We start from the raw sequence: 15,337 nt of genomic DNA, 5'->3' as shown, positions 1-15,337 counted from the left end.
CACGCGTTCTTCAAAACCGCCGCCGCGCTTCGCGCCGGCGGTTTTTGCGTTTTTGGGGCACCTTGGCGTTTGCGGGCGGTCTGGAATAAGGAAAAGGAGCGGAAATGAGCAAGATTCTGGAAATTTGCGCCGGTTCGTTGGCGTCCTGCGTCGCCGCGCAGGAAGGCGGCGCGCAGCGGGTGGAGCTGTGCGACAACCTGGGCGAGGGCGGCACCACGCCGTCCTACGGCACGCTGGCGATGGCGCGCGGCAAGCTGGAGATCAAGCTGCACGCCATCATCCGCCCGCGCGGCGGCGATTTCCTCTATTCCGCGCTGGAGTTCGACGCGATGGCGCATGATGTCGAAGTCTGCCGCAGCCTGGGGCTGGACGGCGTGGTGCTGGGCCTGCTGACCGCGGACGGCGATGTCGACGCGGCCCGCACCCGGGAGTTGGTCAGCTTGGCCGGGCCGATGGCGGTGACCTTTCACCGCGCTTTCGACTTGGCGCGCGAGCCGGAGCGGGCGCTGGAGGAGGTGATCGCCGCCGGTTGCAAGCGCCTGCTCAGCTCCGGCCAGGCGCCGACCGCGCCGCAGGGCGCGGCGTTGCTGTCTAGCCTGCGCGAGCAGGCCGGGACGCGGTTGACGGTGATGCCCGGCGCCGGCGTGCGCGCCGGCAATATCGCCGAACTGGCGGCGGCGAGCGGCTGCGCGGAATTCCACGCGTCGGCGCGGGGCGTGGCGACGAGCGGGATGCGCTATCGGCGCGGCGGCGTCGGCATGGGCGCGCCGGGCGTCGATGAATATGCGCGGCAGGAAACCTCGGCGGCGCTGGTGAGGGAACTGCGGGACGCGCTGGATCGGTTATGAGCGGCTGCGCACTGAAGCGGCATGGAATATTGCCAGCCTGAATTTACCTTAAATGTGTGGCACACTTTCTTAACAAATGGCATAAGCATCCTATGTCAGCCTACAGAGGAGGTGAGCTATGAAACTGGTTTCCATGTCCCGCAACGCGCTGGCCGGCGGCGGCCTTCTGCTGATCGCCCTGCCGGCGTTGGCGGGCCAGGGCGCGGTGGCTTCGCCGGACCAATACGGCGCCGAAGTCGCCGCGCGGATCCTGAAGTCCGGCGGCAACGCGGTGGATGCCGCGGTGGCCACCGCCTTCGCGCTGGCGGTCACCTACCCGGAGGCCGGCAATATCGGCGGCGGCGGTTTCATGACCATCTACCAGGGCGGCAAACCGTATTTCCTCGATTACCGCGAAGTGGCGCCCAAGGCCGCCAGCCGCGACATGTACCTGGACAAGGACGGCAAGGTGGCGCCGGACATGAGCCTGGTCGGCGCGCGCGCCGCCGGCGTGCCGGGCACGGTGATGGGCTTGTGGCAGGCGCACCAGCGCTTCGGCAAGCTGCAATGGAAGCAATTGCTGGAACCGGCGATCAACTACGCCGAGCAGGGCTTCGCCGTAGCCGCCCGCCAATACCAGTATCGCGACGAGGCGGTGAAGCTGTTCGAAGGCAAAACCAACTTCGCCCAGTATTTCGGCAAGATGAAGGGCGGCGAGACTTTCCGCCAGCCCGAGCTGGCCGCCACGCTGAAACGCATCGCCCGCTACGGCGCGGCCGAGTTCTACCAGGGCGACACCGCCAAGCTGCTGGTGGCGCAGATGAAGCGCGACAAGGGCCTGATCACCGCCGACGACCTCAACGACTACCGCGCCAAGTGGCGGGAGCCGATCAAGATCAGCTGGCGCGACAAAATGGTTTACACCGCGCCGCCGCCCAGCTCCGGCGGCATCGCGCTGGCGCAGCTGCTGGGCATCAAGCAGGAGCGGGCATCGGATTTCACCGGCGTGGCGCTGAACTCCGCCCGCTACATCCATCTGCTGGCGGAGATCGAGAAGCGGGTGTTCGCCGACCGCGCCGACTACCTGGGCGATCCGGACTTCGTCAAGGCGCCGGCGGCGCAGCTGATCGACCCGGCCTATCTCGAGCGCCGCGCGGCCGAGATCAACCCCACCGCCATTTCGCCGACGCCGGACATCAAGCCCGGTCTGGACCCGCGCCAGACCACCCACTTCTCCATCGTCGACAAGTGGGGCAACGCGGTGGCCAACACCTACACCTTGAACTTCGATTTCGGCAGCGGCGTGGTGGTCAAGGGCGCCGGCTTCCTGCTCAACGACGAGATGGACGACTTCAGCGCCAAGCCTGGGGTGGCCAACGCCTTCGGCGTGGTGGGCAAGGACGCCAACGCCATCGCCCCCGGCAAGCGCATGCTGTCGTCGATGTCGCCCACCATCGTCACCCGCGACGGCAAGGTGGAGTTGGTGATCGGCACGCCCGGCGGTTCGCGCATCTTCACCTCCATCTTCCAGGTGCTGAACAATCTGTACGACTACAAGCTGCCGTTGAAAGACGCGGTGGCGGCGCAACGCGTCCATCACCAGCTGCTGCCCAAGGACACCATTTTTTACGACCAGTACGCGCCATTGGCCGGCCAGGCCGCTCAGGAGCTGAAGGCGATGGGCTATACGCTGAAGGACCAGGGCTGGCGGATGGGAGACATCCAGGCGGTGAGGGTGAGCGGCGACAAGACCGAGACCGCGTCCGATCCGCGCGGACGCGGCGTCGGCATCGTTGTCGAGTAAGCGATTTTTGAACAGAGAAAAACGAGAAAGACATGGAGTACAAAACCGTGCTGAGCGATGCGGCGGATGCCGAAACGAGAACGGCCATCGTCGCGCCCCTGGTTGCCTATAACGATGCCCAAGTCGGCGCCGGCGGCCATCGGCCGCTGGTGATCCGGGTGGAGGACGAGGACGGGCAGGTGGTCGGCGGCCTGTGGGGCTATACCCGTTACGGCTGGCTGTACACCGAGCTGCTGGCCGCGCCGTCCGGCGCGCGCGGCCTGGGGCTGGGCCGCCGGCTGATGGAAGAGGCCGAGGCTGAAGCGAAGACGCGCGGCTGTATCGGCGCCTGGGTGGACACCCATAGTTTCCAGGCGCCGCGTTTTTACGAAAGCCTGGGCTACCAGCGCTTCGGCGAACTGGACGACTACCCGCCCGGCCACAGCCGCATTTTTTACCGGAAGTCGTTGCGGGACTGATTTGGCCGCCGGGCGTCTCAACGTCCGGCATTGACGGATTTATCGAATCATGACTGGTGATTGGTTCGAGTCTCAACTAAAACGCTATGTGTAACTACCTAGGCAGTAGGGAGCATAGCGTGATTCAACTTCTTGCCCAATTCAGCATCCGCGCCAAGATCTTCGGCTTGATCGTGCTTGGCGTGCTGGCCGCGTTGATCATCGGCGTCAACGGCATTTCCGGCGCTTCCAGCATGTTCGACCTGACCCGCGACATGCACGACAACGCGCTCAAACCGATCTACTTGCTGGGCCAGGCGTCCAAGAGCGCGATCTACATCAACCGCTCCGATTACCGGTATATCGCCGAGTCAGAAAAATCGGTCATGGACCAAATACAGGCCAGTCGAGAAAAGCAAGAGACCAATATGAAGGGGTTCATTGACCAGTACCGGCAGACCCAGCTGACGCCTCCCGAAGTGGATGGATTGAAGCGACTCGACGCCGCTTGGGCGGCGATGGAGGGGCCGTGCAAGCAGGTGCGCGATCTCAGCTATAACGACACCGGCAATGGCGAGAACAACAAGAAGGCGCTGGCCATCATGGTCAAGCAGTGTCGGCCGCTGTTTAATGCAGCGGACGATATTTTGAATGAACTGGTGGCTATCAACGTCAAGCTGGCGGACAAGTCGCTGGACGATGCTCAAGGCAAGTACCAATCGCTGCGCACCATGGCGATCAGCGTGCTGGTGGTGGGCCTGGTGGTGCTGGCCGCGCTGGGGCTGGCGATCCAGACCGGCATCGTCGGCAGCCTGAAAGAGGCCTGCCGGGCGATGGAAAAGATGGGCGGCGGCGACCTGACCGGCGAGGTCAAGGTGAGCGGCCGGGACGAAATCGCGGACATGATGCGTTCCTTGTCCGACACCCAGCAGCGGCTGCGCAATACGGTGGGCGAGATCATCCGCTCGGCGGCCAGCGTGGCGGCCACTTCCGAGCAACTGGCCGCCTCCACCGAGCAGGTCAGCGCCAGCATCGGCCAGCAGGTCAACGCCACCTCCAGCGCTGCGGCGTCGATTGAGGAACTGACGGTCAGCATAGACCTGTGCGCCAGCAATGCCGGCCAGGCCAACGAGCAGGCGGCGGAGGCCGGCCAGCAGGCCAAGGCCGGCAACAAGGACGTGCAAGACTCCACCGTCCGGGTGAAGCGGGTCAACGAGAGCGTCACCAGCTCGGCCGACAGCCTGGAGTCGCTGTCCGACCAGGCGCAGCAGATCGGCAGCATCGCCACCGTGATCAAGGACGTGGCCGACCAGACCAACCTGCTGGCGCTGAACGCGGCGATCGAGGCTGCGCGGGCCGGCGAGCAGGGCCGTGGCTTCGCCGTGGTGGCCGACGAGGTGAGGAAGCTTGCCGAGCGCACCACCAGCTCGGCGCAGGAAATCACCAATATGATAGGCAAGATCCAGGACGGCGCGCGCGAGGCGGTGGACGGCATGCGCAGCAGCCGCCAGATCGTCGCCGACGTGGTGGTGGCGGCCGAGAACGCGTCGGCCACCATCAGCACGGTGGAGGAGCGCGCCGCCGGCGTGGTGTCGGCGATCAACGAGATCGCGATGGCGGTGGGCGAGCAGCGCCAGGCCAGCACCGAGCTGGCGGGACGGGTGGAGGCCATCGCCGAGATGTCCAAGGAAAACGGCATCGCGGTGGATGTGTTCTCGCAGGCGACGCGGGAGCTGGCGATGGTGGCTGAAAAGCTGCAGCAGACCACGCTGGCTTTCCGCATGGATTAATCCGCAGCTGTCTTGCCAACGCCCCCGGCCATATTGTCCACGGCCGGGGGCGTTTTCATATGCCCCCGCATCGCCAGCTTGGCGGGCGTTTTCAAGCGGGTTGCGCCATCGGGTGGGTAGACGGCCTGGCTTGGTGATTGCTTCCAGTCTCAACTAAAACGCTAGGTGTAATGATCTCTGGCAGCTTGGAGCATAGCGTGACTCAATTTCTCTCCCAATTCAGCATCCGGCTGAAAATATTCAGCCTGATCGTCGTCGCCGCCGCCGCCGCATTCATCATCGGCCTCAACGGGATTTTTGGCGCCTCCAGCATGTTCGAGCTGACCACCGACATGCATAAAAATATGTTGCAACCGGTACGCTGGCTGGGCCAGGCCGCCAAGCAGGCGGCTTATGTCAGCCGTTCCGACTACCGTTACATCGCTGAAAGCGAAAAGACGGTGATGGATCAGGTGAGTGCGAGGCGCGAGGCGCAAGAGGCCGAAGTGAGGCGATATCTGGACATGTATCGCAAGACCGAGCTGACGCCTCCCGAAGTGGATGGACTGAGGCGCTTCGATGCCGCCTGGGCGGCGATGGAGGTGCCGTGCAAGCAGATGCGCGATCTCAGTTACGCCGACACCGGCAACGGCGACAACAACAAGAAGGCGCTGGCCATCATGGCCAAGCAGTGCAGGCCGCTGTTCCAGACTGCCGACGATGTGCTGACCGAACTGTCAAAAATCAACACCCAACTAGCAGACAAAGCGCAGCAGGATGCTGAGGCGAAATACCAGCAAGTGCGAACGACGGCGATCTCGGTGCTGGTGGTCGGCTTGCTTCTGTTGATTGGCCTGGGGCTGGCGATACAGAACGGCATCGTCGGCAGCTTGCGCAGCGCAGGCGCGGCGATGGACAAGATAGGCGGCGGCGATCTGACCGGCGATATCCGGCCCCAAGGCAAGGATGAAGTCGCCGACATGATGCGCTCGTTGGCCGATACCCAGCAGCGGCTGCGCGCCACTGTGGGCGAGATCGTGCGCTCGGCTGCGATGGTCGCCGCCACCTCGGAAGAGCTGGCGGCCTCCACCGAGCAGGTTAGCGCCAGCATCGGCCAGCAGGTCAACGCCACCTCCAGCGCGGCGGCGTCGATTGAGGAGCTGACGGTCAGCATAGACTTGTGCGCCAGCAATGCCGGCCACGCCAACGAGCAAGCGGCCGAAGCCGGCCAGCAGGCCAAGGCCGGCAACAAGGACGTGCAGGATTCCACCGCGCAGGTGAGGCGGGTAAACGAGAGCGTCAGCAGCTCGGCCGACAGCCTGGAGTCGCTGTCCGAGCAGGCGCAGCAGATCGGCAGCATCGCCACCGTGATCAAGGACGTGGCCGACCAGACCAATCTTCTGGCGCTGAACGCGGCGATCGAAGCCGCGCGGGCCGGCGAGCAGGGCCGCGGCTTCGCCGTGGTGGCCGACGAGGTGCGCATGCTGGCCGAGCGCACCACCAGCTCGGCGCAGGAAATCACCAATATGATAGGCAAGATCCAGGGCGGCGCGCGCGAGGCGGTGGACGGCATGCGCAGCAGCCGCCAGATCGTCGCCGACGTGGTGGTGGCGGCCGAGAACGCGTCGGCCACCATCAGCGCGGTGGAGGAGCGCGCCGCCGGCGTGGTGTCGGTGATCCACGAGATCGCGATAGCGGTGGGCGAGCAGCGCCAGGCCAGCACCGAGCTGGCGGGGCGGGTGGAGGCCATCGCGGCGATGTCCAAGGAAAACGGCGTGGCGGTGGAGGTGTTTTCGCAGGCGACGCGCGAACTGGCGGTGGTGGCGGAGAGGCTGCAGCAGACTACGCTGGCTTTCCGGATGGAATAAGGACCCGGTTCGCCCCGCCGCGCTGGCGGGAGGCGGGAAAACCAGAAGGGAATGCCGGCGAGGCCGACATCCCCTTCATCTCTGAAAACACTTGGCTACATCCGCTGGAACAGATGGGCGTAGCTGCGGCTCACCTCCAGCGGCTGCGGATAGCCGCGCAGCAGCAGCTGCATGCCGCGCTCGTCGCGGCGCACTTGTTCGATGGCGGCCACCCGCACCAGGGTGGAACGGTGCACCTGCCAGAATTCGTCCGGGTCCAGCTGCGGCAGCAGTTCCTTGATCGGCATGCGGATCAGCGCCTCGCCGCCCGCGGTCTGCACCCGGGTGTATTTCTCGTCGGATTGAAAAAACAGCACCTCTTCGGTGGCGATCATCCGCATCGAACTGCCCACCGACGCGCGTATCCAGCGCAGGTGGGCGGGTTTTTCCAGTTGACGGCTCAATTGCTTCAGCGCGGACTGCCAGTCCGGCGCGGCCGCTTCCGGCGCGCGCTGCTGCCAGCGCTGGCGGGTGCGCGCCAGCCTGTCGTCCTCCACCGGCTTGAGCAGGTAGTCGATGGCGCCTTCCTCGAAAGCCTGGATCGCGTATTGGTCGTAAGCGGTGACAAACACCACTGGGCACAGGCCATCCAGCTCCATCGCCGCGGCGATGCCGCTTTGCACCGGCATGGTGATGTCCAGGAAGGCCAGATCGGGTTGATGTTCGCGCGCCAGTTCCACCGCCTGCCCGCCGTCGCGGGCTTCGGCGACGATTTCCAGTTCCGGCCAGACCCGTTCCAGCGCGGCGCGCAATTGTTCGCGCATCAGGCGCTCGTCGTCGGCGATCAGGGCGGTCAGCGTGCTCATGGTTTCCTTTCAGCTCAGGGCAAAGGGCAGGACGATGGTGGCGCGGGTGCCGCCGGACTCGGGCGCTTCCAGCGCCAGCTCGGCCTGCGGTCCGTACAGCATGGCCAGCCGCTCGCGGATATTGGCGAGACCCATGCCCTGGCCGGGCTGTTCCGGGAAGCCGGCGCCGTCGTCGCGCACTTCCAGCCGGAGCCTGCCGTCCAGCACCTTGGCGCCCACCTCGATGGATCCGCCCTCGGCCTTGGGCTCCAGGCCGTGCTTGATGGCGTTCTCCACCAGCGTTTGCAGCATCATCACCGGGAAGCGGGCGGCCAGCAGCGATTCGGGCACTTTGAGCCGGACCTGCAGCCGGTCTTCCATCCGCAACTGCATGATTTCCAGATAGGCGCGCGACAGCTCCAGTTGCTGGCCGAGGCTGGTTTCGCCGGGCGAGTCGCGCCATTCCGGCAACGAGGAGCGCAGGTAGCGGATCAGCGCTTTCTGCATGGACAGCGCCTTGACCGGCGATTCCTCCATCAGCTGGCACACCGATGACAGGGTGTTGAACAGGAAATGCGGCTCGATCTGCGCCTGCAGCGCGCCCATCCGCGCTTCGGCCAGCTGGCGCTGCAGCGTCTCCAGCTCGGCCTGCTGCTCGGCCTCCTCGCTGCGGGCGATGGCCTGGTCGGCGGCGCGCTCGGCCTGGTATTTGCCGCCGGCGAGTATCTTCACCAGGATAGACACCAGCACCAGCGTCAGCGCCAGCATGTGCAGCTGCAGAATGCCGCCGAGGATCATCGCCAGCAGGGAGGCCAGCGCCAGCCGGCCCCACCCCAGCCGCGCCACCTTGTCGACGAAGCTCCACCAGACTCGCTCTACGGTTTGCAGAATCGCGCCGGCGTGGTCCTGGCTCATCGCCGGGCGGTTGTGATTATCCATGCTTCACCTCTTTGCGCTGCGACGGAATCTTGAAATGGGCCTGGCGGAGCAGCCGCTTGGGCTGCGTGAAGTCCAGCGACAGCCAGACCAGCGCCGCGGGCACGATCACGGCGTTGACGGCCAGGATGGTCAGCAGCGCGGACAGGACGAGATGGCCCCAGTCCATATTGCCCGCCCAGTCCGTCAATTGCAGCCAGTACGACGGGATATGATGGCAGAGCTGGATCAGAGCGTCCAACAGCGCGGCGGTGTCGAAGTAGTTCATGGCGTTTCTCCTGTTTGGTTTGTGATGTGACTGTAGGAGAGGGCCGCAGGGGATGATATCGACATGCGACAGACTGCCGAAAGCGTGGGATGAAACGCGTCTGGCGCGGATGAAACGCGGCTGGTTTGGCCGGGAGGAAAAATCCCCCGGAACGCCGCATGGCTTCCGGGGGAGGGTGTTACAGGCCTAGCGCTTGTTCAAGCGCCTGCATTTCGCCGCGCCATGCCTGCTGCAGCTGCGGCTTCTGATGCTTGGGCTTGCGGGCAAGGTCAGCCGCCAGCAGCGCTTCCAGTTCGCACAGTCGCTGCCATTGCGCGTCCTCGCCGCTTGGCTCCGCCGGCGCGGGCGCGTCGGATGCCGGGGCCGGCCGCTCGGAGGAGCCGGCGGACGCGGTGAACAGCGCGGCGTAGGCGCTGTCCGCGTCCGGCCATTCTCGCAGCCGGCCGTCGTCCAGCACCCAGAAGCGGTTGCACGCGGCTTCGATCAGCTCGCGGTCGTGCGAGACCAGCAACGCGCCGCCGGGGAAGGCCGCCAGCGCGCCGGCCAGCTCGCGCTTGCCGTCCAGATCGAGGTGGTTGGTCGGCTCGTCCAGCCACAGCAAATGGTGGCTGGCCAGCGACAAGGCCAGAAACAGCAGCCGCGCGCGTTCGCCGCCGCTGAGGGCGCTGACTTTCTGGTCGTGCCGGGCATAGGCGAAGCCGGCGGCGATCAGCGCGTGCCGGCGCGCCGCTTCCGGCAATGGCGCCAGCGGATAGAGCGCGTCGATCAGCGTCGCCTCGTCGGCCAGCTGCCGCAGCGACTGGTCGTAATAGGCGATGCTGGCCGCCGGATGCCAGCGCCAGCCGGCGCGCGGCTCGCCGGCCTGAAGGTCTGCCCAGCACTGGCGCAGCAGCGATGACTTGCCGGCGCCGTTGGCGCCCAACAGCGCCACCCGGTCGCCGGGCCGCAGCCACAGCTCGGCGGCGGCGAACAGCGCCGGCAGGCCGGGCGCGGCCGACACCGGCAGCGACTCGAAAGCCAGCAGGCTGTCGGCCGACAGCGCCTGGCCTTGCAGGCTGAGCCGCCATGGGCTGCCGCGGCTGACGAAAGTCTGCTCGTCCTTCAGCCTGTCGATGCGCTTCTCCATCGACTTGGCCTTGCGCACCAGTTTTTCGTTGTCGTGCTCGCGGCCCCAGATCGCCAGCCGCTTGCTGCTGGCGGCGAGGCGGTCTATCTCCTTCTGCTCGCCGGCATGGCGCGCGCGCGAGGCTTCGTCGGTTTCGGCCAGTTCGGCCAGCGCCTGGCTGCACGGCAGCTCGAAACGGTACAGCCGCGCGTCGCGCATCACCCAGCTGTGGCGGGTGGCGCGGTCCAGCAGCCTGGCGTCGTGCGATACCAGGATGAAGCCGCCCGGCCAGCGGGAGAGGAAGTCCTCCAGCCATAGCAGCGACGGCAGGTCCAGGTGGTTGCTGGGCTCGTCCAGCAGCAGCAGATTGGGCTGGCGCAGCACGGCGCGTCCCAGCAGCAGCCGGGTGTGCTGGCCGCCGCTGAGGCCGGAGACCGGCGTGTCGGCCTGGGCTTCCAGCTCCAGCTCGGCCAGCAGGCTGTCCGCCCGCCAATGCTGGTCCGGCTCCACCGCCTCCAGCAAGGCCTGGCGCGCGCTCAGCGCGTACAGCCGCTCGGGCAGGTGTTGTTCGACATGCTGCAGCCGGCAGGCGGACGCGTATTGAATCTCCCCGCTATTGGGTTCCAGCTGGCCGGACAGCAGTTTCAGCAGCGTGCTCTTGCCGCAGCCGTTGTGGCCGATCAGGCCGATGCGGTCGCCCAGTTTTACGGTGAAGGATAGATCCTGGAACAGCGGGCCGTGGCCGGCGTCCAGTTGAATGGACAATGCGGAAATCAGGGTTGTCATGCTTGTGCTCTCGCTTGCTCGGGACGTGGCCGTCCCTGTCAACAGGAGCGCTGGCGACAACGGGGATGAGTCGAGAAAGGACTCTGAAGGATGGGAGTGTGGCTTTGCTCGAACCCGCTTATCGCAGCGCGATGGATGGCAGGCAAGAGCGTTCAAATGTGCCGTACAGGCGAGCCAGCATGAATGGGCGCGCAGAGAAAACCATATTTACCTCCTTTCTTTACGTAAGAGGAGTGGAAGATTTCGCAGTATAAGCCAGCGCGGTGGCGGGCCGCTAGCGTCTGAAAACCTGCATGAAATCAACTCTGTCTGGTAAGGCAGCCTTGGAAACAGCGGTGGTGTGTGCACACACTATTTATCCGTTCCGCCGCTTCCGCTGTTCTGTACGGGTTTCCGCGCAGCCTTATTTTTGCCGGGTGACCCAGGTGCGCAGCGACACGCCGCCGGGAATGCCGCGGCATTGCGGCGCTTCTTGAGCCGACATCAGCTGGAAATCCTTGCCGGTCCAGGCCCAGCTGGCGCCGCCGCCGCAATCGCCGATGCCGCGGCCCTTGGCGTAGCTGGACAGCACGCCCTTGTCGAAGACGGCGCTCATCAGGAAGGTTTCCTTGCCGTCTTCGCCGCGCAGCTTGATTTCGCGCGGGCGGAAGGGCGGAGCGTCGCCGCTGACCCAAACCTTGTAGTCCCCCTGATAGGCGCCGCGGCCGCATTCGCGCAGCGCCAGCACCTGGTTGGCGCTCAGCCGGTACAGCCCGGTATCGGGGTGCTCTTCATCCGGCAGCTCGTTCCAGCATTCCTTGTTGGCGGCGCGCAGTTGCTTGAGTATGGCGGGCAGCAAGGCCTGATCGCCAGGCTTGGCGGCGGGCGGCTGCTGCGGAACCAGCAACGGCGGAGCCTGTGGGGCCGGCACTGCGGATTCCGGCTTGCCGCCTTTCTTCACCAGCGCGCCCGGAGTGCCTATCCGGCCCTGCAGATCGTCCATTTTCAGCAGCGCGGCTTTCAGGCCGGCCAGCGACAGCGTCCATTGATGCTTGCCGTCGGCCAGCGCCACTGCGTCGGCATCCAGCATGGCGGCCAGCAGCTGCGCGGTCTGCGCGGGGCTGAAAACCTGCTCGGGGCCGATATTGGCCCACTTGAGCTTGCCCACCCGCAGCGTCAGTTTGCCTACCTTGCCGTCGTCCGGATCGGCCACATCCAGCTGAGCGTTCAGTTTGCCGCCGGGGCCGGCTTCTCGGGTCAACAGCAGGCTGACCGGATTGTCGCCGTCCTCGGCCTGGGCGCCGTTGGCCTGGCAGCGGCGGACATTGTCGCAGGCGACGGCCCAGTCCTTGAATTGGTAAACCTTGGCCGAGGCGGGCAGGGCCAGCGCCAGCAGCGCGGAAGCGAGCAGGGTGCGTTTCATGCGGGTTCCTTGTTTTGCATTGCCTGGATGATGGCGGCGGGACTTGCGGCGGCGTGTCGTTTGACGCAGAACGCGGGCTATCCGCCGAACAGCCCCGGCGGCGCGCTGCGCTCCAGCTCGAAACGCAGCAACGCGGCCTTCAGCGGCAGGCCGCCGGCGTAGCCGGTGAGGCTGCCGTCCGTGCCCAATACCCGGTGGCAGGGCACGATCAGCGCGATGGGATTGGTGGCGTTGGCCCGGCCCACGGCCCGCGCGCCGTCCGGGTTGCCCAGGGCGCGCGCCAGCTCGCCGTAGCTGACGGTATGGCCATAGGGGATCTCGCGCAGCGCCGCCCATACCTGCTGCTGGAACGCCGTGCCTTGCGGCGCCAGCGGCAGATCGAAGGTTTGGCGATCTCCAGCCTGGTATTCCGCCAACTGGCGCGCCACCTCGGCCAGCGCCGCGTCGTCGCGCGGGCAGGCGTGAGCGGCCAGCTGCTCGGGCGTGGGGTTGAACAGCAAGCGCAGCAGCGCGCCGCGGATGTCCAGCCAGGCGGCCACCGGGCCGAAACGGGTATCGATCAGGCCGTGGCAGGCGGCAGTGGTCATGGGGCTTACCTTGAAGCAGGGCGGGATGACGCGATTGTAGCGCCATCCCGGCAGGGATTCGATATGGATCAGGCGGCCGACGGCAGCGCCAGCTTCGCGTTCACCATCGTCTCATCCGGCGCGTAAGCGCCCGCATGGCCGGCGGTGCAGGCGGCCGTGGCGGCGGCGAAACGCAGATGTTCCGCCATCGCTCGGGCCGGGTGTTTCAGCAGGCTGGCGATCAGGCCGCCGATGGAGGCGTCGCCGCAGCCTATGGTGTCCGACACAGCGGCGGGCAGCGCCGGCTGTTCCTGTACGCCGTCCGGGCCAATTAAGCTCATGCCGTCCGCGCCGCGGGTGAACAGAATGTTTGCCTTGGGCGCGATGCGGCGCAGCGCTTCCAGCGCATGGGTTTGATCCAGCGCGGGAAACAGCTGCTGCAGATCCTCATCCGAAACCTTGATGTAGCTGGCCAGGCCAGCCAGCGCTTCGAAGCGGCGGCGGTAGCCGGCTTCGCTCATCGCGCTGCGCATATTGGGGTCGAAAGCAATGGCTACGCCGCGCGCGGCCAATTCATGCGCCAGCGCCAGCAGCCGGTCGGCCAGCGGCGGCCTGGCCAGGCTGATGCTGCCGAAGTAGGCGATGCGTAGCGCGTCCAGCCCGTCCGGCGGCAGCCGGGCCGGGTCGAAATGCAGGTCGGCGCTATTGTCGCCGACGAAAAAATACGATGGCGGCTGGCTGCACGGCACCATCGCCAGTAGCGGCGGATAAGGCAAGGGCTGGATGAAGCGGGTGTCCAGACCGGCCGCGGCGGAGGCTTCCAGCAACTGCCGGCCCAGCAGATCGTCGCTGACCGCGCCAGCGAATGCGGCGCCCACTCCCAGCCTGCCCACCACCCTGGCCACATTCCAGCCGGCGCCGCCCGGGCGGGACTGCCAGGTGTCGCTGTCCACGCGGATGAAATCGGTCAGGGCTTCGCCAAAGGCGATGAACTGTGGGGGAGTCATCTTCTATGCTTCTCCAGGACGCGCGATGTGCTGAGAGTTAAGACGGTGATGCGCCTAGACTCCGCTGGCGCGGATATAAGTCAAAAGGCTGGTCCAAATCGTATCGGATATGATGGTGAATGCTTGAGGCGTCATTGTCCAGCTTGTATTCGGCATACCGCATTGCTCTGGGTCAGGCTTTGAATGTCAGCCAGGGGCGACTGGGATGCTGTATTGGGCTTGAGAATAGGCAGTGGGACGCCGCCCGCGGGAATGGCGAACGGCGCAGAGAGGGCTTGCAGCAGTTGCTTGCGTAGGCTAGCGGGGATGGTGTTGTTCTTCAGGAAGTCCTTGCCTTCGGCTTTCAGCCATTCCCTCAGCGTGTGGGTATTGCCGTACAGATCGCGTACCGCCGGCGCATCGGGTGACGCGCCTTGCTTGAGCAGAGCCTGCACGCAGTCCGGGTTCTTTTCTTGCAGTGCGGTGTACAGCGGATTGCCAAATGTCGACAAACCTTGTTGCTCCGGCATGCCATTGATGTCCAGGCCGGCTTGCTTCAATAGGGCGATGCGTTCTTCAGCATCCGGGTCCGTCGTGTTGGCGCGCGTCTTGAAATAGCGGGTGCAGACGAAGTGCATGGCGTTTTGGCCATTGCCGTTCGGCTTTTTCACGTCCACTTTGGCTTCCAGCATCAGTTTGACGATGCCGAGATTGCTGGCACCCATCGATGTCAGCGGCCAGTCCCCATACTGATTGCGAGCATTGGCATCCGCGCCTGCCTGCAGCAGGGCTTTGGCGTTTTCCAGATCCGGCGGATATACCTGCACCACGCCGCCGGTCGCCATCAAGGCTGTGGTGCCGTCATCCGCGGTCTTGACGTTGGGGTTCGCGCCGTGGGCCAGTAAATCCTTGATGATGGCGCGGCGAGCTTCCCTTTCTTTCGGGGAGATTTGCGGCGGCAGCATCGCATACATCATCGGCGGCATATTCATCTGAATGGAAATTGGCAGGGACAGGTCTGGCTTGGTTCCCAGAAACTTGTGAGTCAGCGCCGCATCATTGAAGTAGATGGATAGGCCTAGTGGAGTGGGCCAGCGGCACGAAGCTGTCCGGCTCGAACAGGTAGTGCACCGCTTCTTCATCGCGGGTTTCAAAGGCCAGCACGTCGCCGTCCCAGCCATACAGCGTGGCTTGACCCTGGCTGATCTTGGCGATGCGGCGGCCCAGCGGGTCGTAATGGTAGTCGGTGCGCTGACCGTCCGGGGCGATGAGGCGGGAGAGGCGGTTGTGGCTATCCCATTCCAGCTGGGTGAGGCTGCCGTTGACGCGCTTCTCCACCAGATTGCCGCGGCTGTCGTAGCGGTAGTGGCGGCCAGCGTACTGGCTCAGCAGGTTGCCGAGCAGACTGTCGTCCTGATGGCCGTCGGCGGCCGGGGCGTTGTCCAGCAGGTTACCTGCGGGGTCGAAGCCGAAGCTTTCCACGCCCTTGGGAGTGGCGGCCTCCAGCAGGCGGCCGATCGGATCATAGCGGTAATTCAGCTGGCCGCTGCGATTGTCGGCGATGCCGGTCAGCTGGCCGGCGGCGTCGTACTGGTACTGTCGGCTCCACTGGGTGGCGCCCATCAGCCGCTGGCTGGATAGGCGGCCGGCCTTATCGCACTCCAGATTGAAGATTTCGCGTTGGCCGAGCCTACGGGCTGAAATAGGGATAGATTGGTGGTGTTTTGGCATTATTTGAAAATCAAGAATTCCATTTTTA

At 65.4% G+C, this 15,337-nt stretch carries 14 protein-coding genes; 5 read left to right on the top strand and 9 right to left on the bottom strand.

What is annotated here, in order from left to right:
* Window positions 1-104 precede the first annotated feature (104 nt).
* From VL52_RS12060 to VL52_RS12040, 5 genes are all read left to right on the top strand, one after another.
* Window positions 105-848, top strand: a complete 744-nt coding sequence (locus VL52_RS12060; protein WP_046157258.1) for a copper homeostasis protein CutC — start codon at window positions 105-107, stop codon at window positions 846-848.
* A 118-nt stretch (window positions 849-966) separates the two neighbouring features.
* Window positions 967-2,631 carry a gamma-glutamyltransferase gene (ggt, locus tag VL52_RS12055; RefSeq protein ID WP_046157257.1) on the top strand — a complete coding sequence of 555 codons (1,665 nt, stop codon included), beginning with the start codon at window positions 967-969 and terminating at the stop codon, window positions 2,629-2,631.
* 32 nt (window positions 2,632-2,663) lie between these two features.
* Window positions 2,664-3,089, top strand: coding sequence for a GNAT family N-acetyltransferase (locus tag VL52_RS12050; RefSeq protein WP_046157256.1), 426 nt, complete (start codon window positions 2,664-2,666; stop codon window positions 3,087-3,089).
* 119 nt (window positions 3,090-3,208) lie between these two features.
* On the top strand, window positions 3,209-4,858 hold the full coding sequence (locus tag VL52_RS23300; protein ID WP_052729275.1) for a methyl-accepting chemotaxis protein: 1,650 nt from the start codon (window positions 3,209-3,211) through the stop codon (window positions 4,856-4,858).
* A 197-nt stretch (window positions 4,859-5,055) separates the two neighbouring features.
* Entirely contained in the window at window positions 5,056-6,705 is a 1,650-nt protein-coding gene (locus tag VL52_RS12040) for a HAMP domain-containing methyl-accepting chemotaxis protein (RefSeq protein ID WP_160298940.1), read from the top strand.
* 95 nt (window positions 6,706-6,800) lie between these two features.
* Here the strand turns inward: VL52_RS12040 and VL52_RS12035 are convergent, their stop codons facing one another.
* From VL52_RS12035 to VL52_RS11995, 9 genes are all read right to left on the bottom strand, one after another.
* A complete protein-coding gene (locus VL52_RS12035) occupies window positions 6,801-7,550 on the bottom strand; it encodes a LytR/AlgR family response regulator transcription factor (protein ID WP_046157255.1) in 750 nt (249 codons plus the stop codon).
* Between the two features lie 9 nt (window positions 7,551-7,559).
* Window positions 7,560-8,468 (bottom strand): sensor histidine kinase, encoded by a 909-nt coding sequence (locus VL52_RS12030; RefSeq protein WP_052717591.1) that lies wholly within the window; start codon window positions 8,466-8,468, stop codon window positions 7,560-7,562.
* Window positions 8,461-8,733: a hypothetical protein gene (locus VL52_RS12025; RefSeq protein WP_046157253.1), complete on the bottom strand. Its 273-nt coding sequence runs from the start codon at window positions 8,731-8,733 to the stop codon at window positions 8,461-8,463. Before VL52_RS12025 ends, VL52_RS12030 begins: the two co-directional genes overlap by 8 nt.
* 178 nt (window positions 8,734-8,911) lie before the next feature.
* Complete coding sequence (locus tag VL52_RS12020) at window positions 8,912-10,624, bottom strand: ABC-F family ATP-binding cassette domain-containing protein (RefSeq protein ID WP_046157252.1); 1,713 nt, start codon at window positions 10,622-10,624, stop codon at window positions 8,912-8,914.
* A 403-nt stretch (window positions 10,625-11,027) separates the two neighbouring features.
* Window positions 11,028-12,026 carry a DUF1176 domain-containing protein gene (locus tag VL52_RS12015; RefSeq protein ID WP_046157251.1) on the bottom strand — a complete coding sequence of 333 codons (999 nt, stop codon included), beginning with the start codon at window positions 12,024-12,026 and terminating at the stop codon, window positions 11,028-11,030.
* A 77-nt stretch (window positions 12,027-12,103) separates the two neighbouring features.
* Window positions 12,104-12,613, bottom strand: a complete 510-nt coding sequence (locus VL52_RS12010) for a methylated-DNA--[protein]-cysteine S-methyltransferase (protein ID WP_046157250.1) — start codon at window positions 12,611-12,613, stop codon at window positions 12,104-12,106.
* A gap of 68 nt (window positions 12,614-12,681) precedes the next feature.
* Entirely contained in the window at window positions 12,682-13,599 is a 918-nt protein-coding gene (locus VL52_RS12005; protein ID WP_046157249.1) for a carbohydrate kinase family protein, read from the bottom strand.
* A gap of 131 nt (window positions 13,600-13,730) precedes the next feature.
* A complete protein-coding gene (locus tag VL52_RS12000; RefSeq protein ID WP_046157248.1) occupies window positions 13,731-14,564 on the bottom strand; it encodes an ankyrin repeat domain-containing protein in 834 nt (277 codons plus the stop codon).
* A gap of 70 nt (window positions 14,565-14,634) precedes the next feature.
* Window positions 14,635-15,309, bottom strand: coding sequence for an RHS repeat domain-containing protein (locus tag VL52_RS11995; protein WP_082113728.1), 675 nt, complete (start codon window positions 15,307-15,309; stop codon window positions 14,635-14,637).
* Between the last annotated feature and the right edge of the window lie 28 nt (window positions 15,310-15,337).

Origin of the sequence: Chromobacterium vaccinii (genome assembly GCF_000971335.1) — a bacterium.
GTDB classification, from domain to species: Bacteria; Pseudomonadota; Gammaproteobacteria; order Burkholderiales; family Chromobacteriaceae; genus Chromobacterium; species Chromobacterium vaccinii.
This window is presented reverse-complemented; position numbering and strand designations above follow the sequence as displayed.

Coding starts and splice junctions, on each gene's coding strand:
- VL52_RS12060 (WP_046157258.1), top strand. CDS start 105: ATGAGCAAGATTCTGGAAATTTGCGCCGGTTCGTTGGCGTCCTGCGTC.
- ggt (WP_046157257.1), top strand. CDS start 967: ATGAAACTGGTTTCCATGTCCCGCAACGCGCTGGCCGGCGGCGGCCTT.
- VL52_RS12050 (WP_046157256.1), top strand. CDS start 2,664: ATGGAGTACAAAACCGTGCTGAGCGATGCGGCGGATGCCGAAACGAGA.
- VL52_RS12035 (WP_046157255.1), bottom strand. CDS start 7,550: ATGAGCACGCTGACCGCCCTGATCGCCGACGACGAGCGCCTGATGCGC.
- VL52_RS12030 (WP_052717591.1), bottom strand. CDS start 8,468: ATGGATAATCACAACCGCCCGGCGATGAGCCAGGACCACGCCGGCGCG.
- VL52_RS12025 (WP_046157253.1), bottom strand. CDS start 8,733: ATGAACTACTTCGACACCGCCGCGCTGTTGGACGCTCTGATCCAGCTC.
- VL52_RS12020 (WP_046157252.1), bottom strand. CDS start 10,624: ATGACAACCCTGATTTCCGCATTGTCCATTCAACTGGACGCCGGCCAC.
- VL52_RS12015 (WP_046157251.1), bottom strand. CDS start 12,026: ATGAAACGCACCCTGCTCGCTTCCGCGCTGCTGGCGCTGGCCCTGCCC.
- VL52_RS12010 (WP_046157250.1), bottom strand. CDS start 12,613: ATGACCACTGCCGCCTGCCACGGCCTGATCGATACCCGTTTCGGCCCG.
- VL52_RS12005 (WP_046157249.1), bottom strand. CDS start 13,599: ATGACTCCCCCACAGTTCATCGCCTTTGGCGAAGCCCTGACCGATTTC.
- VL52_RS12000 (WP_046157248.1), bottom strand. CDS start 14,564: ATGCCGCCGATGATGTATGCGATGCTGCCGCCGCAAATCTCCCCGAAA.
- VL52_RS11995 (WP_082113728.1), bottom strand. CDS start 15,309: ATGCCAAAACACCACCAATCTATCCCTATTTCAGCCCGTAGGCTCGGC.